Origin of the sequence: Terribacillus sp. AE2B 122, from assembly GCF_902497585.1 — a bacterium.
In the GTDB taxonomy this organism is placed as follows: domain Bacteria; phylum Bacillota; class Bacilli; order Bacillales; family Amphibacillaceae; genus Terribacillus; species Terribacillus saccharophilus_A.
Window position 1 is genome coordinate 177674 of sequence record NZ_LR700942.1, and the last position, 20354, is coordinate 198027.

Consider the following 20354-nt stretch of genomic DNA (forward strand, 5'->3'; position numbering starts at 1 on the left):
ACATTATTACACTAGGAATAATTAATAAGGTTACTTGTTTTCAAAAATACTATAGTCATTTGTGATTTTTTGTTTTTCTCTTATCCAGAGAAGCGGAGGGACTGGCCCTATGAAGCTTCAGCAACAGACTGTGTGTACTGTGCTAATTCCAGACTAGATAAGAACCGGACTACATAAAAGTAGCGAACCTCTTCTTATTTAGGAGAGGTTTTTTGTTTTTTACACTATTAATATGAGGTGATTGTGTATGTTAAACGAGTTGAGTAAAGCATTGGAAGTCTTAAGAGAAAAGAAATGGGTGGATCTGACGCACACCTTTGGACCAGAGTCTCCGCGTTTTTCAGCTTTTAATTCTGCAAAGTTCGAAACACTATTCTCACATGATGATGGGTTCTTCGCTCAGAGTTTTACTTTCCCGGGGCAATACGGAACGCATCTGGACGCACCGATTCACTTTGTGCGTGAGACACGATACTTAGAAGAGTTGGAGCTGAAAGAATTGGTATTACCGCTTGTTGTGATTGATAAATCTAAGCAATCTGCTGCCGATCATGACTATTCATTGTCTGTAGAAGATATTCTGGCGTTTGAGTCAGAGCATGGCAAGATCGAACCGGGCACTTTCGTAGCCTTACGGACAGATTGGAGCAAACGCTGGCCAAATCAGGAACAGATGGATAACAAAGATGAACAGGGAAACAGTCATTCTCCTGGCTGGTCACTGGGAAGTTTAAAGTTTCTTTATGAAGAACGGAATATCAAGGCGGTAGGTCATGAAACATTTGATACGGATGCTGCAGTCGATTTTCAGAAAAACGGTGCTTTACTGGGTGAATATTATGTGCTGGAACAAGATTCCTACCAAGTTGAACTGCTGACGAATCTGGATCAGCTGCCAGCAAAAGGGGCGTTCATCTTTAATATCGTACCGAAAGCAGGAAAAGCGTCAGGATTTCCTGTTCGTTCTTTTGCTGTCTTGCCTTAAAAGTAACGCAATATGATTAAAGGCTCTCCAAATCGGATAATGGGTAAAATACTCACTGATAGGAGGCGGCATGATGGAAAAGGAACAGAAGTTGCCAGCTGTATTCAACGAACTAGCAGAAACGCTGCGAGGTATAAGTCGAACTAGCAATCATTTAAATGAAAAGTTAAAGTCAGCATATACAATAGTAGCAACAGATCACCCGCTAATCAGAGCTGATGGAAGACATGATGATGCGAAAGGTATTCAGCAGCTGCTGAACCTAGCTGATCGCAAGAAGGGCTTGCATATTGTCTTTCCGCCAGGACTTTACACACTGCGTCGACCATTGCGTCTCAAGCCAAACACATTCTTTGAGGCGGATAATAATTCTAGATTCCGAAAAAAGCATCATGGACCGATGGCGGACACGCGATTGAACTGAATGCCATGCGTAATATCGAAGTGCGGCATTGCAAGTTTCTTGGTTATGATGATCGTAATGGAGAGCGCGCTTATAGTGAGGCAATTCAGTTAGATTTAGCCAAAGCCCGCCGAGTATTCCCTTGGGGAGGTTCTGTATTCGATCAAACCACTTGTCAGGAAATTTGGATTCATCATAATAACTTCGGTCCATCTGAAACGAAAGGAAGCTGGGGAAGGGCTGTTGGTTCGCACTCCGCTACTGCAGACAGATGGCATGAACGCATATTTGTTTCAGAAAATGTAATGAATGAAACGCTCCAGTGGGCTGTACGGGCTTATTCATGGCGGGATGTTGTTCTATATAATAATCGGATGAAATCGTGCGGTGGTGGGATTGCTATTCATCCAAATAATGTGGACGGCAGAAATGACACAGATAGTAAAAACCGTCCTACAGGGCGCAGCAATCCAATCAGGAATTTCCTCATCATGCAGAATACCATCAGTGGCGGCAATTATGCTTCAGAAATAAGGTTGAAAGGCGATGAGCATTCACCTATAACTGGCGCGTGCTTGCGTGGCAATCATGTGGAATCCTATCCGGGGAGAGGCGTTCTTGTTACAGGTTCAATAAACAGTCTAATCGATAAAGAAACCGCACTTTCTCGATAGTCACTGCGATTTTAGTATGTATGATTAAGTAAATGTAAGTTTTCTGTATATTATGGAGAAAATATGCATATAGTTGTCGATACATGCTACACTTTTCTTGGAGGTGGCCTATGTATTTAGATGAGACGAAACGATATCGGTTTATCGGATCCGTTCCTTTCGGGAAATATTTCATGGTCCGCATCTATGACCTGGAACTGCAGCAGGAGTATACAATATCGGATCGGCTTCTGAGCCAATATACAGATAAGCCCTTAAAGGAGTTTTACCTTCAGATCAAACGTAATATCTATGACTTGGAAGCTAAGGAAAGAAGCATGACCTCGGAACTTGGAGATATGCAGCAGCGATTATTCGATTTTCTTGATGAAGAAGAGGAAGACGATGATGATACACCTATCCCCACGGAGAATGTCATACCTTTCAGAAGACCCCACCCTGGGGAGTCCCGGGAAAAGTAGGGAATAGTATCATAAGGCTGTGAATGCATGGATTCACAGCTTTTTGCCATTTAAAAGTTGCAATCTGCGTTTTCTTTGTTACATTTAAGGGTATAGCTGTTACCAGGTCTCTAACTGAAAATCTAATGAGGATGTTGCCGATGGATAAAGAGAATAATGTTGTCCTGTTCCCGGGTCTGAAGACGCGGCTGGAGCGGGAAGGGATGAAGGAGCTGCAGGAGAAGAATTACACCGATGCAATAGGGAAGTTTGAACAGCTTTTGGATTATGGCTACCGTCAGCCGGAAATTTTGACTGGGCGCCTAATATGTTTAATGGAGCTTGGCAGGCATGAAGAGGCGGAGGAAATGTCCTTGCAGCTGTTGGCTGCCAAGGATAAGGATTATCTGCAATACTTACATATTCATTTAACACTGCTGTTCCAGCTCGGACGCTACGACGAAGTAGTGGAACTGCTGGACGAGGTATATGCAACAGAGAAAATACCGACGCCGCTTAAGACGTCGTTTGATCAGCTGCAGAAGGTAAGTCGTAAAATGGCCGAAGATAAGAGTCAGACAACGGCAGATCAGCTTATACATAATTTCGAAAAAGCACGCAAGAGTAAGGATACCGTCTTGCAATGGCAGCTCATCCAGAAATGCCATTCGCTTGATGTCAGTCCGCATGTACAGAAGATGGAAGCATATTTACTTGATGAGGAAGCTGATCCCGTCGTACAGACAGCTGTACTGGAATGGCTCGTGAAGCAAGAAATCGAATTCCCAGTCACAATACATAAGATGAAAGAAACGATGACAGTTGTCCCGGAGAACCTGACAACAGTTGAAAGATCGGAAGGGATGAAACAGGTACTGCAGCATTTGCATCTTCTTGAGCAGCAGAATCCATCACTTTACGACTTGGTGTACAAACTTTTACATCGTTATATGTATGTTAGATACCCAATGGTGCCTACAGAAGAAGACGGCACTGTTTTGGCTGCTGCACTGCAGAAGCTGGCAAGCAGTTATCTGCAAATCGATCAGCCTGCTGTTACAGAGGAAGAAGCGCAGAGAATCGCTTCTATGATGGAAGAGATCATTACATTGGAAGCGAAATATCTGACTGTCGCCGAGGAATGACAGAGTTCGTATCGTTAGTGTTGAAAGCGACTATGAATATGTTATAATAAGATGGTTGTAAACCAGTACTAGTTAATAGCTTATATTATGCTAGAATTGAGAACGATTAACATGAAACAAACGATAGATGTTGGAGGGAATATTATGTCAGCAAAATTCGAAAGAACAGAAGGCAAGAACGAGGGAATCTTAACAATTACCCTATCTCCTGAGGAATTGGACGGAGCACTTGACCAAGCGTTTCAAAAAGTAGTTAAACAAGTTCAGGTACCAGGTTTCCGTAAAGGAAGAGTACCACGTAAAATCTTCGAACAACGCTTCGGTGTAGAATCTTTGTACCAGGATGCAATTGATATCGTTCTTCCAGGAGCATACATGAACGCTGTTGAAGAGACTGGCATTGAGCCTGTTGCACAGCCGGATGTAGATCTTGAGCAGATCGAACAAGGTAAAGAGCTTATCTTCAAAGCTACTGTAGCTATCAAACCAGAAGTAGAGCTTGGCGACTACAAAGGTCTTGAAGTAGAAGCAGAAGATACTACAGTAACTGACGAAGATGTTGAAAAAGAAATCGATACACTTCGCAACAGACAAGCTGAATTGGTTGTTAAAGAAGAAGGATCTGCAGCAGAAGGCGACACAGTCGTAATCGATTTCGAAGGTTTCGTTGATGGCGAAGCATTCGAAGGCGGCAAAGCAGAAAACCATTCTTTGGAAATCGGTTCTGGCAGCTTCATCCCAGGATTCGAAGAACAGCTAGTAGGTAAAGAATCCGGTAGTGAGTCCGATATCCCTGTGACATTCCCTGAGGAATATCATGCTGCGGAACTTGCTGGTAAAGAAGCAGTCTTCAAAGTGAAAATTCACGAAATCAAAGCAAAAGAACTTCCTGAGCTTGATGATGAATTCGCAAAAGACGTAGACGAAGAAGTTGAATCTTTGGATGCGCTTCGTGAAAAAACAAAAAACCGTTTGCAAGAAGAAAAAACAACTGCAGCGGAAAACAACAAACGTGAGCAGCTGATCAACCTTGCTACAGACAACGCGAAAGTGGAAGTTCCAGAAGCAATGGTAGATACAGAACTAGACCGCATGGTTCGTGAATTCGAACAGCGTCTTCAAATGCAAGGTATGACACTTGAAATGTACGCTCAGTTCTCAGGTCAGGACGAAGCTGCACTTCGCGAGCAAATGAAAGAAGATGCTGGCAAACGTGTGAAAACGAACTTGACTCTTGAAGCTATCGCGCAAGCGGAGAACTTAGAAGTGACTGACGAAGACGTTAACACAGAGCTTGATAAAATGGCTGAAATGTACCAAACAGACAAAGAGCAATTGACTCAAATGCTTGGCGGCAACACAGACGCTATCAAAGATGATCTGAAGTTCCAAAAAGCTATCGATGTATTGGTAGACAACAGCAAAACTGCATAAGACATAATCAGAAAAACAAGGCAGCAATCACTGTGCCTTGTTTTTCTAAAAAATAAACGTAGTTCCAGAAGGTATTGTTAGCCTCTCTGTGGAATTACGTGCATGAACGGCTTTTTCGTTTACATATACTACATACATATGGTTTGACTTTTACAAAAAAAACTCCATAATAAAACGTACCTCTTTTTTCGCGTATGCAGGATTTGCCAGTTTAATAAAAGGGAGAAATCTTCCTTTGCAGGGTTTACCTGCGTTCATTTGGCTAATACTGATGGAAAAAGTGTTTTGCTTTTTAATACTGCTTTTATCTGATATGATTGGAAAAAGGAAGGCTGGGCGCATCCAGAATGTGTTTGATCTTTCGAGATATCATATATAGATATTACATTCGAGGGGTGAAATGATGTTTAAATTTAATGAAGAAAAAGGACAACTTAAATGCTCCTTCTGTGGCAAAAGCCAAGACCAAGTACGTAAATTAGTAGCCGGACCAGGCGTCTATATATGTGATGAGTGCATCGACTTGTGCACAGAAATCGTGGAAGAGGAACTTGGAAACGAAGAAGAAGTTGAATTCAAAGAAATTCCGAAACCACAGGAAATCCGTGAAATTCTAAGCGATTACGTTATCGGACAGGATAAAGCGAAGAAGAATCTTGCTGTAGCGGTTTACAACCACTATAAACGTATCAATTCCGGTAAGAGCTCAGATGATGTGGAATTGTCTAAGAGTAATATCGCAATGATCGGTCCGACTGGTAGCGGTAAGACATTACTAGCTCAGACATTGGCGCGTATCCTAAACGTACCATTCGCAATTGCAGATGCAACTTCTTTAACAGAGGCTGGTTACGTTGGGGAAGATGTAGAAAACATCTTGCTTAAATTGATCCAAGCTGCTGACTACGATGTAGAAAAAGCAGAAAAAGGGATCATTTACATCGATGAAATCGATAAAGTAGCACGTAAATCAGAGAACCCATCCATCACTCGTGATGTTTCCGGTGAAGGTGTGCAACAGGCACTTCTTAAAATTCTTGAAGGTACGGTAGCAAGCGTTCCGCCACAAGGCGGCCGTAAGCATCCTCATCAAGAATTCATCCAGATTGATACAACAAACGTTCTATTCATCTGTGGTGGTGCTTTCGACGGAATCGAGCAAATCATTAAACGCCGTCTTGGTAACAAGGTTATCGGTTTTGGTGCTAATGATGGCAAAGAGACACTAGATAAAGGCGAATATCTTTCCAAGGTATTACCGGAGGATCTATTGAAATTCGGTTTGATTCCAGAGTTCATTGGTCGTCTGCCTGTTATCGGCAGCCTAGAGCCGCTTGATGAGGAAGCTTTGGTTGAGATCCTGACAAAACCTAAAAATGCATTGGTGAAACAATACCAGAAGCTCTTCCAGATGGACCAAGTAGAATTGGTTATTGAAGAAGATGCGCTTCGTGAAATTGCTAAGCTGGCAATTGAACGTAAAACTGGTGCACGGGGCTTGCGCTCCATCATTGAAGGTATCATGCTGGACGTTATGTATGAACTTCCATCCCGTGACGATATCAAGCAATGCATCATAACAAAAGATACAGTACTGCTTGAGAATGGCCGTCCGAAGTTTGTACTGCATGATGGTACCGTAACAGATGAGAACCAGCAATCTCCGAAAGAGAGTGCATAATCTCTATCTGCCAAGCAGATGATCATCTACAGCAAATCCCTTGTTACAGTTGGTGGCAAGGGATTTTTTTCTTGATTTTCACAAAGTATGGGTACAGTACTGTGGTTGTGTATATACTTTAAGAAAGACTGAAGAAGACAGACATTTGGAGGTGTCACGATGGAAAAAGAGAAGACACTGATAACGCCTCTTTTACCCTTAAGGGGTTTGCTTATTTTTCCGACGATGGTTCTACATTTGGATGTAGGCAGGGAAAAATCCGTTCATGCATTGGAACGTGCGATGCTGGAAGGAGAAACAATCTTTCTGGCTGCACAAAAGGAAGTGGATTTAGATGAACCGACAGAAGAAGAAATCCACCATATAGGTACGGTAGCAAAAGTCAATCAGATGATGAAGCTTCCGAACGGTACAATGCGTGTATTGGTTGAAGGACTATATCGCGCTGAAATCATCCGTTTCCTGGAGGATGACAAGCAGTTCATGGTTGAAATAGAAGAAAGACCAGACGAGCATGGTACGAAAAATGAGGAAGAAGCACTGATGCGTGCGCTTTTGGAACAGTTTGAGCAATACATAAAGGTTTCTAAGAAGATTGGCCAAGAGACGTTAGCGACCTTGACGGATATTACGGAACCTGGGCGCATGGCTGATATGATCACCTCTCATCTTTCACTGCGATTGGAAGATAAGCAGGAGATCCTTGAGATGCAAGATGTGAAAGAACGTCTGCGTCATATTATTACGATCATTACGAATGAGCGGGAAGTACTTGATCTTGAAAAGAAAATCGGCCTTCGAGTCAAACAATCTGTCGAGAAGACCCAAAAGGAATATTATTTGCGAGAGCAAATGAAGGCAATCCAGAAGGAGCTTGGGGATCGCGATGGCAAGTCCAGTGAGATTGAGCAGTTTCGGGCAGATATAAAAGCATCTGATATGACGGATCACATGAAAGAAGTTGCTGAAAAGGAATTGAGCCGTTATGAGCGCGTACCGCAGAGCTCAGCGGAAAGCTCTGTCATCCGCAATTACTTAGAGTGGCTGATTGCTTTGCCGTGGAAGAAACAAACAGAAGACAATCTGGATATTCCTCACGCTGAAGTGACCTTGAACGAAGATCATTACGGCCTGGACAAAGTGAAGGAACGAATTCTTGAATACTTGGCTGTTCAGAAACTGACCAATTCCTTGAAAGGTCCAATTCTTTGTCTTGCCGGACCTCCTGGGGTCGGGAAAACATCCTTGGCGACAAGTATCGCCAAAGCAATCAACCGGAAATTTGTCCGTGTATCTTTGGGGGGCGTACGAGATGAAGCGGAAATCCGTGGACATCGCCGTACATACGTTGGAGCGATGCCTGGACGAATCATGCAGGGCATGCGCCGAGCTGGAACAACGAATCCTATTTTTCTGCTCGATGAAATTGATAAGATGTCCAATGACTTCCGAGGTGATCCGTCTTCGGCTATGCTCGAGGTACTTGATCCGGAACAGAACAGTTCATTCAGTGACCATTTCATCGAAGAGACGTATGATCTTTCCAATGTCATGTTCATTGCAACAGCGAATAACTTAGGATCAATTCCAGGGCCACTCCTTGACCGGATGGAAATCATCAGCATTGCAGGTTATACGGAAGTGGAAAAACTTCATATTGCCAAGGAACATTTGCTGCCAAAGCAAATCAAAGAAAATGGTCTGAAGAAAGGCAACATCCTTGTAAAGGATGAAGCGCTCGAACATATCGTGCGCCGCTATACAAGGGAAGCTGGTGTACGTGGTCTGGAACGCCAGCTGGCAGCTGTTTGCCGTAAAGTTGCACGTATCATCGTTTCCGAAGATAAGAAACGGGTTACGGTAAGCGCGAAGAAAGTAGAAGAATTGCTTGGACGCCCACGCTTCCGGTATGGTTTAATGGAAGAGGAGAATCAAGTTGGCGCAGCGACAGGTCTTGCTTATACGACTGCTGGCGGAGATACACTATCAATAGAGGTTTCCTTGTCTCCAGGTAAAGGAAAACTGACATTAACCGGTAAGCTCGGCGATGTCATGAAAGAATCAGCTCAGGCTGCATTCAGCTATATCCGTTCCAATGCCGAAGAAATCGGCGTTGATCCATCGTTCCATGAGCACTATGATATTCATATTCATGTGCCGGAAGGAGCAACACCGAAGGATGGTCCATCTGCCGGTATTACGATTGCCACCGCATTGACGAGTGCACTGACTGGCAGACCGGTACGAAAAGAAGTCGGAATGACAGGTGAGATCACTCTTCGCGGACGGGTCTTGCCAATCGGCGGACTGAAGGAGAAAAGTTTGAGTGCTCACCGAGCAGGTATTACGACAATTCTCTTCCCAGCCGATAATGATCGGGATCTGGAAGAAATACCGGATACAATCAAGCAAGACATGACGTTTATAAAAGTCAGCCATCTTGATGAGGTATTAAAATACGCATTGGTGGAAGATAAACATGAAAGTAACTGAAGCAGAAATAGTAATCAGCGCGGTATCGAAAAAGCAATATCCGGTGACGCATATGCCGGAGATTGCTTTAGCCGGCCGCTCAAACGTAGGGAAATCATCTTTTATCAATAAGATGATCAATCGGAAGAATCTGGTCCGCACATCTCAGAAGCCAGGGAAGACGCAGACTTTGAACTTTTATAAGATCAATGAGCGGTTTCATTTTGTGGATGTACCGGGCTATGGATATGCGAAGGTTTCAAAGAAAGAACGTAATGCTTGGGGCATAATGCTCGAGGAATATTTTACAGAGCGTGAGAATCTGAAGGCGGTTGTGTTGCTTGTCGATATACGGCATGAACCAACGAAGGACGACGTCGCGATGTATGAGTTCTTGAAGCATTATGAATTGCCGGTTGTTGTAGTGGCTACGAAGCTGGATAAGATTCCAAAAGGGAAACGTGTCCAGCATATCAAGCGGGCTGCTAATAAATTACAGCTGTTACAAGAAGATATCATTCTTCCATTTTCCTCCGAAACAGGAGAAGGAAAAGAGGAAGCATGGGGAGTATTGAAAAAATTCCTATAAAAAATAACCGTACAAGCTATAGCTTGTACGGTTATTTTTTTCGGAATAAAAGGTAAGCTCCAGCCAGGATAAGTAGAACAGGCCAATAATTACTAATGATACCTGCTGTCCTATCGAGCCAGCCGAACCAAGCAGGCTGCTGAGGTGCAGCGATAGCAAAAACGCCGAGAGCAAGCAGCAATATTGCCCATACATAACCTTTTTTTGTCTTAAGTGCCGAAATGAACAAAGCGGCGCCGGCTAAGAAGGGATAAGCTCCCCAGCTATCGGTCCAAAAGCCGTAATGCTTCATTCCATGGAAATGGACACCTAAGCCAAGAATAAAATAGCCGGCGAATAAGTTTTTATGATCTTTCGCAAGATAAGCATGCAATAATAGTGCGGCGCCAATGATAATTAATAAAGACGGCCACGAATAGAAGTCGACAAACAGGGGAACACGCAACTGTCGTAACAGGAAATAAGCACCGATCCCCAGTAGCAGGAACCCGATAAAAGCATTTTTCTTCGTCATAACATCTCTCCACATAATAATTATTATTAAATAAGATTAAATCGTTGATTATCATGACTAGCTGTGTTAACTTGTTATATGTACTTATGAAATCATTCACAAACATTCACAAATAAACACACACTCTATCCTAACACAATTGTTTACGATTCTGTTCACAATTTTGAATAGGACAGAAATACCATAGTGTTATACTAGTAAGAGCGACATGTTTTCAAGGGGGAAAAAGGGAATGTACATGTTAGTTGCTGGAATCAATTATCGCACAGCCCCGATTGAAATAAGAGAAAAACTAAGTTTCAAGGAAGAAGAGCTTGGCTTAGCGATGCAAGCACTCTCCAACCAGAAAAGCATGCTCGAAAACGTCATTGTTTCGACATGTAACCGTACGGAGATCTATGCAGTGGTTGACCAGATGCATACTGGCCGCTATTATATAAAGAAATTCTTGTCTGAATGGTTCGGTATCGAAAAAGACGAGATTGCATCTTATCTTACATTTCATGAGGATGAAAGAGCTGTGGAGCATCTGTTCAAGGTAGCAAGCGGACTGGACTCCATGGTAGTAGGGGAAACACAGATCCTTGGACAGCTGAAACGCGCGTTCCAAAAAGCACAAGAGCTGCATACATCTGGAACGATTTATAACGAATTGTTCAAACAGGCTGTTACGGTAGCGAAACGTGCACATACAGAGACAGGAATCGGAGAAAATGCTGTCTCTGTGAGCTACGCAGCTGTAGAATTGTCTAAAAAGATCTTCGGTGATATTTCTTCTAAACGAATCGTCATCCTAGGCGCTGGTAAAATGGGGGAACTGGCAGCGAAAAACCTGCATGGTTCAGGCGTCAAAGATGTTACGGTAGTAAATCGGACTAAAGAAAAAGCAGAACAGCTAGCCGCTTTATTCAATGGCAAAGCAGCTGGATGGGATGAACTGGACAGTGCCTTGCAAGATGCTGATATTGTTATCAGTTCTACTGGTGCACCAGGATATGTACTGGATAAAGAAATGCTACAAGAAGTTCATAAGAAACGCAAAGGACAGCCATTATTCTTAGTCGATATTGCTGTGCCACGTGATATTAATCCAGATGTGGATGAGTTGGAAAGCACTTTCCTATACGATATCGATGATTTACAGGATGTCGTCGATGCGAACTTGGCTGCGCGTCAAGAAGCAGTTGAGAAGATCGAAATTATGATCGAAGGCGGCATCGTCGATTTCAAAGTATGGCTGCAGACATTAGGTGTTGTACCAGTCATTTCTGAGCTACGCCGTAAAGCAGCATCTATCCAGACTGAGACAATGAAGAGTTTGGAGCGGAAGCTGCCTGACCTTAGCGAACGTGATATGCGAGTGTTGAACAAGCACACGAAAAGCATCATTAATCAGCTTCTCAAGCAGCCGATCACACAAGCAAAAGAGCTTGCTGGCCGTGAGAACAGTGAAGAATTAATTCAGCAGTTCGCAGAGATTTTTGGGATCGAAAAAGCGGTGCTGGATAAACAAAATAATCTTATCAAACTGGAGCGTACAGAGTCACAGGGCTTTCAGTCTGTACCAAGTGTTTCCACAACTAGATAAAAAGAAGGGCTTATAGATGCAGGTACCGGCTTATCTTTATGAAATTATTTTACTTCTATATGCAGCCAGCATTTTCAGCTATTTTATCGATTTTATACAAAAGAATCGGAAGGCGAATGTTTTCGCCTTCCGTTTGCTTACTTTAGTATGGTTCTTCCAGAGCCTTTTTTTATTGCAGGAAATGATTGCGCATGCTGGCCTGCCGGTAAAGGATGTATATGAAGGGTTATACTTTTATGCTTGGGTCCTGGTGTCTCTATCCTTATTCATCAACCGCATTTACAAAGTCGATTTTCTCACCTTCTTCCTGAATGTGGTCGGCTTTTTTATGATGTTATTATATATTGCAAGCTCAGCCTATGAGAGGGAATGGTCTCAGACTATTCCTTTCATGAATGAAGTGCTGATCGCACATATCACGCTGGCTATTCTGGCGTATGGATTTTTCACTCTGTCCTTTGTCTTTGCCCTTATGTACTTATTGCAATTCCAACTTTTGAAGCAGAAAAAAGGGTATAGGTGGTGGACAAGGCTTGGCGACTTGGGCAAGCTAGAGACATATACCTTCACTTCCATCACAATCGGGACGCCTTTATTATTGTTATCGATTGTTATGGGAATAGTATGGGCTCATACGACAACAGCAGTCTTCTATTGGTATGATTGGAAGACAATCGGTTCTCTGACGGTATTGGCCGTCTATGCAGTTTATCTGTTCCTGCGTTTGGTAAGAGGTGTCAGAGGGAAAGGCTTGGCAATATATACTATTGCAGCCTTTCTGATCCTCATTATTAATTTCTTCATGCTTAGCACGTATTCATCATTTCATTTTACTGGGTAAATTATGTAGTCCTTAGGAGGTAGAGCAATGCGAAAAATTATCGTTGGTTCAAGAAAAAGCAATTTAGCGCTCACACAAACAAAGTGGGTTATCGAGCAATTAAAACTAACTGGTGCCCCATATGAATTCGAAATCAAGAAAATCGAAACAAAGGGAGACAAAATCCTGGACGTTACACTTTCAAAGGTTGGAGGAAAAGGGTTGTTCGTCAAGGAAATCGAGCAAGCTATGTATGACGAGGAAATCGATATGGCCGTACATAGTATGAAGGACATGCCATCCGAGCTTCCTGTCGGTCTCACAATTGCCAGCGTACCAGTTCGGGAGGACTACCGGGATGCTTTGATCTCCAAGAATAACGTTTCCTTAAGAGAATTGCCGGAAGGTGCGGTTGTCGGAACAAGCAGCCTGCGTCGTGCATCGCAGATTCTTGCTATTCGTCCTGATATCGAAATTAAGCCTATTCGCGGAAACATTCATACCCGTCTGAAAAAGCTTGAGAATGAAGATTTTGATGCAATCGTTCTTGCAGCGGCTGGCTTGAAGCGCATGGGTTGGGACGATGAAATAATAACGGAATACTTGGAAACAGATCTTTGTCTGCCAGCTATCGGTCAAGGCGCACTTGCAATCGAGTGCCGCGATACGGATATGGAATTGATCGAGCTTTTGGCTAAGATCAATGATTCTTATACGCAGCAGACAGTAGCAGCTGAACGTACTTTCCTTTATTTGATGAACGGCAGCTGTCAAGTTCCGATTGCTGGTGTTGCTCATATGGAAGAAGACGACGTTGTACTGACAGCTTTGATTGCTTCTGTTGACGGAAAACAAGTATTCAAAGAAGAAGTACGAGGAACTGATCCCCAGGAAGTTGGTAAGCTTGCCGCTGAAAAGATGCAGGAACAAGGTGCACAGGATATCATCACCAAAGCGATTCAGGAGTCGGAATCCAATTGAGCCGGTTGCCGGCCGTGAAGGTGCTCATAACGCGCCCAAAGCAGCAGGCTGTCCGATTAGCTGAACAGCTGGCCCAAGCAGGCGCGAGTCCTATTATGGTGCCTTTACTAACTTTTCGAACGAGAACGGATAAAGAAAACCAAATGCTTAGCCAGCAAGGCAATCGCTTTGACTGGCTGTTCTTCTCGAGCAATAATGGAGTAGAGCACTTTGGCGTTTTAGTGAGTAAGTTTTCCGAATTGGAGAACTGGAAAGATTGCCATATTGCTGCAGTCGGACAGAAGACTGCTGAGGCGGTAGAAAGAGTGCTTGGTAGGAGTGCTGATTTAATACCGGATGCGTATACTGCTGACTGCTTAGCAGAAGAATTCAGCGCAGCATATGATCCTGCTAACCGGATACTGCTGATTCAAGGGAACTTATCCCGGCCAGCATTGTCAAACGGATTGAGAGAGAATGGCTATGCATTTGAGAAAATGGTCGTCTATGATACGGTAGAAGAGAAATGTAACCAAGAGCTTCTGAACAAGGTCTTGCAAAAGGACCAGCCAGAAGTATTGACGTTTACAAGTCCATCGTCGATAGAGGCTTTTCATTCTTTTATTAGCCAGGCTGAAATGCAAAAGGAACAGCTGAATAAACTTTGTCTTGTCATTGGACCGACAACAGAGGAAGCTGCCAAGCGGCATGGCTTCCATAATATCCTGCTGCCCGCTCACTACACAACAGAAGCAATGATCGATGCATTATTACATTACTATGAACAAAGGACAGGTGAATGATAATGGCAGAATTCAAACGCCATCGCCGTTTGCGTATATCAGCAAACATGCGGGCACTAGTAAGAGAAACAGAAGTAACAGTGGATGACTTGATTTACCCAGTTTTCGTTGTGGAAGGCGAAAACGTCCGTAATGAAGTTTCTTCCATGCCAGGTGTATTCCAGCTGTCTTTAGATAATTTATCAGCTGAAATGAAGGAAGTAAGCGAATTAGGAATCAAATCTGTTCTATTTTTTGGTATTCCAGCTGAAAAAGATGAAATCGGAACTGGTGCTTTCCATGACCACGGTATCGTACAGCGGGCAATCAGCCAGACAAAACAAGAAGTCCCTGAGCTTCTATTGATTGCAGATACTTGCCTTTGTGAATATACATCCCATGGACACTGCGGCATCGTGCATGACGGAATAATCGATAATGATGAATCACTAGGCTATTTAGTAGATACTGCAGTAAGCCAAGCGAAAGCAGGAGCTGATATCATTGCCCCTTCTAACATGATGGATGGCTATGTACAAGCAATCCGTAAGGGACTGGATGAAGCCGGCTTTACGAACATTCCGATTATGGCTTATTCTGTCAAATACGCATCTGCCTTTTACGGTCCATTCCGTGAAGCAGCTGAAGGCGCTCCGCAATTCGGAGACCGCAAAACGTATCAAATGGATCCTTCAAATAGAAGAGAAGCACTGCGCGAAGCAACATCTGATATCGAAGAGAATGCAGACTTCCTTATCGTGAAACCTGCACTTGCTTACTTGGATATCATTCGTGATGTGCGCAATCAATTCAATGCCCCAATCGTCGCATACAATGTCAGCGGCGAATACAGCATGGTGAAAGCCGCTGCATTGAATGGCTGGATTGATGAGAAAGCAATTGTTATGGAAAAAATGATCGGCATGAAACGTGCTGGTGCGGATTTAATCATGACTTACTTTGCAAAAGATGTGGCAAGATGGCTGAAGGAAGACAACTGACGAGGAGGAAATCTTTTGAAAAGCTTTGAAAAATCGATAGCAGCATTTGAAGAAGCGAAACAGCATATGCCTGGCGGAGTTAATTCCCCGGTTCGTGCATTCCGCTCCGTAGGTATGGATCCTATTTTCATGGATAGCGGTAAGGGGTCTAAAATTACAGATATTGATGGTAATACGTACATCGATTATGTACTAAGCTGGGGACCGCTCATTCTAGGGCATGCAGATGACCGCGTTGTAGAAGGTTTGAAGAAGATCACAGAGAAAGGGACAAGCTTCGGTGCGCCAACTGTGATTGAGAATAAGATGGCAGCTTTAGTAAAAGAGCGGATTCCATCTATGGATATCGTTCGGATGGTCAACTCCGGTACAGAGGCGACAATGAGTGCCCTTCGTTTGGCACGTGGATTCACTGGACGCGACAAGATCTTGAAATTCGTAGGCAGCTATCATGGCCATGGTGATTCTCTTCTAATCAAAGCTGGTTCTGGTGTAGCAACACTTGGACTTCCAGACAGCCCAGGTGTACCGGAAACTATTGCCCGTAATACGATTACAGTACCGTACAATGATTTAGAAAGTGTGCAATATGCTTTCGAGCAGTACGGTGACGATATTGCAGCTGTCATTGCTGAACCAGTCTGCGGGAATATGGGTGTAGTTCCACCTCAGCCAGGTTTCCTTGAAGGACTTCGTGACATCACGAAGCAGCATGGCGCTTTGCTTATCTTTGATGAAGTTATGACTGGTTTCCGTGTTGGCTATCATTCTGCACAAGGTCACTTCGGCGTTGAACCAGACTTGACTTGCCTTGGTAAAATCATTGGCGGAGGTCTTCCTGTAGGCGCATATGGCGGCCGTAAGGAGATTATGGATCGTGTTGCTCCAGCGGGTGATATTTATCAAGCGGGCACATTATCAGGAAATCCGCTTGCTATGACTGCTGGATACGAAACCTTGGCAGCAATGGATAAAGCGGCGTATGAGCGCATCAATGCTCATGCTGACCGTCTTGCTGAAGGTTACAAAGCAGCTGCAGAGGAATTCGGCATAGCACTGCAAGTAAACCGTGCAGGTTCGATGGTTGGTGTGTTCTTTACAGATACTCCTGTCATTAACTTTGATACGGCGAAGACATCCAATTTGGATCACTTCTCCATGTACTACCGAGAAATGATTGAAGCGGGTATCTTCCTGCCGCCTTCCCAATTTGAGGGGCTGTTCCTATCAGCTGCTCATACTGATGAGGATATCGAAGCGACAATTGAAGCAGCTAGACAAGCCTTCAAGAAAATAGCAGCATCTTAAACTCAAAGCCCAAGCTTATGCTTGGGCTTTTTTTCATGGGTACAAAGGATTTTCCTTACATATAAGAATAGGCATAAGCATAGGTTTTAGTACAGAGGAACGCTTAAATCTTGGAGGGAGGATTCCACTTGTCTACAAATGAGACAACACCTTTTATGTTTGATATACAAGAATCACTCAGTTTCCGTGCTGACGCACAGTTGCAGGATTTAATAGGAATCGCATTGGAGCCGGAGATTAGTATCCAGGAGTTTGAGCATGAAATTTCTGTCCGAGGAGTCATTGAACTTACGGGGGAATATTACCCTATTCAGGAAGTTGCTGAAGGAAGTGCAGTCGCAGTCAGTCCTGGTACAAGGGAAATGGAAAATATCGAGAAACAGGAAGCTGGAACAAATACATTTTATCATCGTTTCCCTGTTGAGATATCTGTTCCGAAAAATCGTATCAAGCAGCTAAATGACGTATATGTCACAATCGATAATTTTGATTATGAAGTTCCTGGCAGCAATGTTCTTGAACTACATGCGACGGTTGCAATATATGGTGTGTTGGAAGAGAGGAAAGAAGCGCAGCCGCAAGCACCGCAGCAACCTTACTTCCCGCCTCCGATTCCGCCAGCGGAACAGGCTAAATCTTATACAGACGAAATAGCTGATCAAATCGAAGCTCAAGCACGTGATAATCAGCAGTATGAGCAGCGAAGCTATCAATTTGCTAAAGAAGAACCGGCAGCTATGCCCGAAGAATCAGCTTCATATACGAGAGAAGATCAGAATGCCGAGGAGCAAGGCAATCAGTTCTCTCAAGTGGAGTATGCAGAAGAAGAAGAGGTAGAAGTGAACCGCGAGGAAACGGAAGCAGATGATCGAAACGTTCAGGAGACCGAGGAGCAAAGTTATCAGTTTACTCAAGAAGAGCATGCAGAAGAAGAGATAGAAGTGAATCGAGAGGAAGCAGAAGCAAATGCCCACGACGAATATGAGGCCGAGGAGCAAAGCTATCAGTTTAAACAAGAAGAGCATGCAGAAGAAGAGATAGTGAACAGTGAGGAAACAGAAGCAGATGCCCGTGACGAATATGAGGCCGAGGAGCAAAGCTATCAGTTTACTCAAGAAGAGCATGCAGAAGAAGAGATGGTGAACCGCGAGGAAACAGAAGCAAATGCCCGCGACGAATATAAAAACGAGGAGCAAAGCTATCAATTTGCTCAAGAATATGCAGAGCAAAAAGAAGCAGAAATCCGAGACAATCAGGATGCCGAAGTGCAAGGTTATCAGTTTTCTCAAGAATATACGGAAACAGAGGTAGAAGCAGAACTAAAAGCAGAAACTCGCGATCAGAAAACCGAGGCTCAAAGCATTTCATCTGTTCAGGAGTATGCAGAGCAAACTCAGGCAGAAGCAGGACTGGATGAGTTAGAGGCTTCAGCTAAATCTGCGGAATATGTAGAACAACGCCCTTCTGAAGAGGAACAGGAAGAACCACATGCTTTTGCGCAGGATCAAGCACCTGCTTCTCCAAAGGTAACTATAAAAGCGGAGAAGCCTGCAGCAGAGCCTCGTGAAGAAGCAGTTTATCAAGCGGAAGAACAGTCACAAGTTCAAAATGCTTATCAAATTCCTGAATCCAGCAAGCTGCCAGAAGAACTTTTCGTTCTGCCAGATGAGCTGGAGGATGCTTATCAAGCGGCCGATTTCCGTCAGGCGCGTATTCAGGATGATGATGTGTATTATCTGGATCGGGAACTCCCGCATGATGAACCTACCGATAGTCCAGATTTCACCTTCACTTATCAAGCAAAACAAGAAGCAGAAGCACCTCCTGAGCCAATCAGATTCGAGGCACCTCCTCTTTTGACACCTGAAGAGGATGACAGATGGAAATATAAAGAGACGAAGACATTCAGTGAATTCTTCGGTAGTAAACCAGTCGAGCCTACAGAAGTACCTCAGGCAGATGTAACTGCAGAAGATATTGATACGGAAGAATCATATAATGACGTATCGCTGCAGTCAGTGCCAATCAATCAGGAGCTGCAGCCAGAGGATCTGCCGGAAGCGTTTGAGGAAGAGGAAGAAACAGATGAAATAGCAGAACGAAAAGACAGCAGCAATTTCCTTGTCAGTATGTTCGGTGCGCGGGAAGAAACTTATACAAAGCTTCGTGTCTGCATCGTCCAGGAACGAGATACGTTGGAGAAGATTGCGACTCGATATGACGTGCCGGTCAGCTCAATTGCCAGCTCCAACAATCTGGAAGAGGAAACAGTATCGGAGGGGCAGCTGCTTCTCATACCGCAGCGACGTTCAAGAAAGAACTAATAAGAATGAACGGGGTGTGCTAGATGGAAAATATCGATCGAATACTAGCTGCCTATGGCATCACGCCAGCCTCGGTTCAAGCCATAACCAGCCGCCTGTCTAAAGTGCAAACGCACCAGGCGGCTTTTGCTTTAAAAAGGTCATCCCTCCATCCGGAGCGGCTCGACCGCTGGCTGATGGTCGTCCAAGGCAAGCACAATTTTTACCGGGAAGGTGTCCCGCCTGTCTATCAAACATTGCAGGAGAATTTCTATGTGGTGGATGAAGGAGAAGTTTATTATCTGATGCCTTGGCTGGAGCGGCATCGAACAGATGAACCGAATCACCCTTATGAGATGCTGTTTACCTCACTCGGGAAAATCCATGCCTCCTCCAGCAAACGTTATCCGATTGATTATGAAGCATACGCATTGGCTATACGAAAGCAAAAAGAGAAGCTCCAGCAGGACAGGGAGGAGCTGCTTGTTTGGGTGGAGCGTTTTGAATCCCAAACCTATATGGGGGTTGTTCCACTGCTAGTTTGTACGCATTATAAGGATTTAGAGCATGTATCTGCGATGCTGGATAAGTGGTATGACCATTATGATGCAGATCTGAAGGAAGATCCCGAGATGGAGCATAGCGTTCTGCATGGAAGCTTACGTCCTTCCCATGTCCAGGAGGGCAGTCCGCTGCATCTGCTCAATTGGGAAAAGACCAAGCTCGGTAATCCTAGCTTGGATCTTGCTGCCTACTATAAGGAGGAATGGCGGTTTATCGACAGTAATATGATTAACCCGCCATATTATTTGCATACGTATGAAGAACATCGGCAAATGAAGAAAAACGAAGAGAGCCTGTTCATGCTGCATTTGCTGCACCCGGGTCGGTATTTGAAGCAGGTGAGAGAGTATGTAGATGCTCCGCAAAAGGCAGATACACCTGCTGTTGTATTGGAATTGACCCAGACACATAGGCAGCTGATGCAGGCTCTCCAGGCACAAACCTATTTCCAAGATCTTCGTGATCAGGAAGAACAGGATAGCGCGGATTCTTGATTAGATTGATTTCGACTGAAAGCTGAAGTAGAGTGCTATCAAGCCGCCAAGTAACAAAATATCCAAAATCGACGGAAACAATATTGTTCTGATGAACTGAAAGATGATCAGCGGAATTACCGCCTTCTCGGTGACACTGATCCAATACTTGAGGAAACCCGGCATGTTGTTGCGGTTGAATTTACTCATTGTCATCC

19 protein-coding genes and 1 riboswitch are annotated in these 20354 nt (G+C 44.0%); of the genes, 17 read left to right on the plus strand and 2 right to left on the minus strand.

Going from position 1 to position 20354, the window contains the following annotated elements; all coding sequences use genetic code 11:
• Positions 1–77: 77 nt before the first annotated feature.
• A riboswitch (SAM riboswitch) is annotated at positions 78–164 on the plus strand.
• 83 nt (positions 165–247) lie between these two features.
• The 9 genes from AE2B122_RS00885 to yihA all read left to right on the plus strand — a co-directional run bounded on the left by AE2B122_RS00885 (position 248) and on the right by yihA (position 9823).
• On the plus strand, positions 248–985 hold the full coding sequence (locus tag AE2B122_RS00885; RefSeq protein WP_175072849.1) for a cyclase family protein: 738 nt from the start codon (positions 248–250) through the stop codon (positions 983–985).
• Positions 986–1058: 73 nt separating this feature from the next.
• The gene (locus AE2B122_RS00890; RefSeq protein WP_175072850.1) at positions 1059–1409 is read left to right on the plus strand and encodes a hypothetical protein; all 351 of its coding nucleotides are present in this window, start codon (positions 1059–1061) and stop codon (positions 1407–1409) included.
• A gap of 5 nt (positions 1410–1414) precedes the next feature.
• Positions 1415–2062, plus strand: coding sequence for a hypothetical protein (locus tag AE2B122_RS00895; protein ID WP_175072851.1), 648 nt, complete (start codon positions 1415–1417; stop codon positions 2060–2062).
• 110 nt (positions 2063–2172) lie between these two features.
• Positions 2173–2523, plus strand: a complete 351-nt coding sequence (locus tag AE2B122_RS00900) for a hypothetical protein (RefSeq protein ID WP_175072852.1) — start codon at positions 2173–2175, stop codon at positions 2521–2523.
• A 140-nt stretch (positions 2524–2663) separates the two neighbouring features.
• The gene (locus tag AE2B122_RS00905) at positions 2664–3647 is read left to right on the plus strand and encodes a tetratricopeptide repeat protein (RefSeq protein ID WP_175072853.1); all 984 of its coding nucleotides are present in this window, start codon (positions 2664–2666) and stop codon (positions 3645–3647) included.
• Positions 3648–3791: 144 nt separating this feature from the next.
• Positions 3792–5081, plus strand: coding sequence for a trigger factor (tig, locus tag AE2B122_RS00910; protein ID WP_175072854.1), 1290 nt, complete (start codon positions 3792–3794; stop codon positions 5079–5081).
• 403 nt (positions 5082–5484) lie between these two features.
• Positions 5485–6762: an ATP-dependent protease ATP-binding subunit ClpX gene (clpX, locus tag AE2B122_RS00915; protein WP_095220296.1), complete on the plus strand. Its 1278-nt coding sequence runs from the start codon at positions 5485–5487 to the stop codon at positions 6760–6762.
• A 159-nt stretch (positions 6763–6921) separates the two neighbouring features.
• Positions 6922–9255, plus strand: a complete 2334-nt coding sequence (lon, locus tag AE2B122_RS00920) for an endopeptidase La (protein ID WP_175072855.1) — start codon at positions 6922–6924, stop codon at positions 9253–9255.
• Positions 9242–9823 (plus strand): ribosome biogenesis GTP-binding protein YihA/YsxC, encoded by a 582-nt coding sequence (gene yihA, locus AE2B122_RS00925; protein WP_095220298.1) that lies wholly within the window; start codon positions 9242–9244, stop codon positions 9821–9823. The genes lon and yihA overlap by 14 nt, the downstream gene beginning before the upstream one ends.
• A gap of 31 nt (positions 9824–9854) precedes the next feature.
• Here yihA and AE2B122_RS00930 read toward each other — a convergent pair whose 3' ends face one another.
• Positions 9855–10337 carry a LiaI-LiaF-like domain-containing protein gene (locus AE2B122_RS00930; RefSeq protein WP_175072856.1) on the minus strand — a complete coding sequence of 161 codons (483 nt, stop codon included), beginning with the start codon at positions 10335–10337 and terminating at the stop codon, positions 9855–9857.
• A 232-nt stretch (positions 10338–10569) separates the two neighbouring features.
• Here AE2B122_RS00930 and hemA point away from each other — a divergent pair, with 232 nt between their 5' ends.
• The 8 genes from hemA (at position 10570) to AE2B122_RS00970 (ending at position 20157) form a co-directional block, all read left to right on the plus strand.
• Positions 10570–11925: a glutamyl-tRNA reductase gene (gene hemA, locus AE2B122_RS00935; protein ID WP_175072857.1), complete on the plus strand. Its 1356-nt coding sequence runs from the start codon at positions 10570–10572 to the stop codon at positions 11923–11925.
• Between the two features lie 16 nt (positions 11926–11941).
• A complete protein-coding gene (locus AE2B122_RS00940; RefSeq protein WP_175072858.1) occupies positions 11942–12766 on the plus strand; it encodes an inner membrane protein YpjD in 825 nt (274 codons plus the stop codon).
• Positions 12767–12793: 27 nt separating this feature from the next.
• Complete coding sequence (gene hemC / locus AE2B122_RS00945; protein WP_095220302.1) at positions 12794–13726, plus strand: hydroxymethylbilane synthase; 933 nt, start codon at positions 12794–12796, stop codon at positions 13724–13726.
• A complete protein-coding gene (locus tag AE2B122_RS00950; protein ID WP_175072859.1) occupies positions 13723–14508 on the plus strand; it encodes a uroporphyrinogen-III synthase in 786 nt (261 codons plus the stop codon). The genes hemC and AE2B122_RS00950 overlap by 4 nt, the downstream gene beginning before the upstream one ends.
• Positions 14505–15488 (plus strand): porphobilinogen synthase, encoded by a 984-nt coding sequence (hemB, locus tag AE2B122_RS00955; protein WP_175072860.1) that lies wholly within the window; start codon positions 14505–14507, stop codon positions 15486–15488. Before AE2B122_RS00950 ends, hemB begins: the two co-directional genes overlap by 4 nt.
• A gap of 15 nt (positions 15489–15503) precedes the next feature.
• Positions 15504–16796 carry a glutamate-1-semialdehyde 2,1-aminomutase gene (gene hemL, locus AE2B122_RS00960; RefSeq protein WP_095272474.1) on the plus strand — a complete coding sequence of 431 codons (1293 nt, stop codon included), beginning with the start codon at positions 15504–15506 and terminating at the stop codon, positions 16794–16796.
• Between the two features lie 128 nt (positions 16797–16924).
• On the plus strand, positions 16925–19120 hold the full coding sequence (locus AE2B122_RS00965; protein ID WP_175072861.1) for a LysM peptidoglycan-binding domain-containing protein: 2196 nt from the start codon (positions 16925–16927) through the stop codon (positions 19118–19120).
• A 23-nt stretch (positions 19121–19143) separates the two neighbouring features.
• Positions 19144–20157: a hypothetical protein gene (locus AE2B122_RS00970; protein WP_095272470.1), complete on the plus strand. Its 1014-nt coding sequence runs from the start codon at positions 19144–19146 to the stop codon at positions 20155–20157.
• Here AE2B122_RS00970 and AE2B122_RS00975 read toward each other — a convergent pair whose 3' ends face one another.
• Positions 20158–20346, minus strand: coding sequence for a hypothetical protein (locus tag AE2B122_RS00975; protein WP_095220308.1), 189 nt, complete (start codon positions 20344–20346; stop codon positions 20158–20160).
• Positions 20347–20354 lie beyond the last annotated feature (8 nt).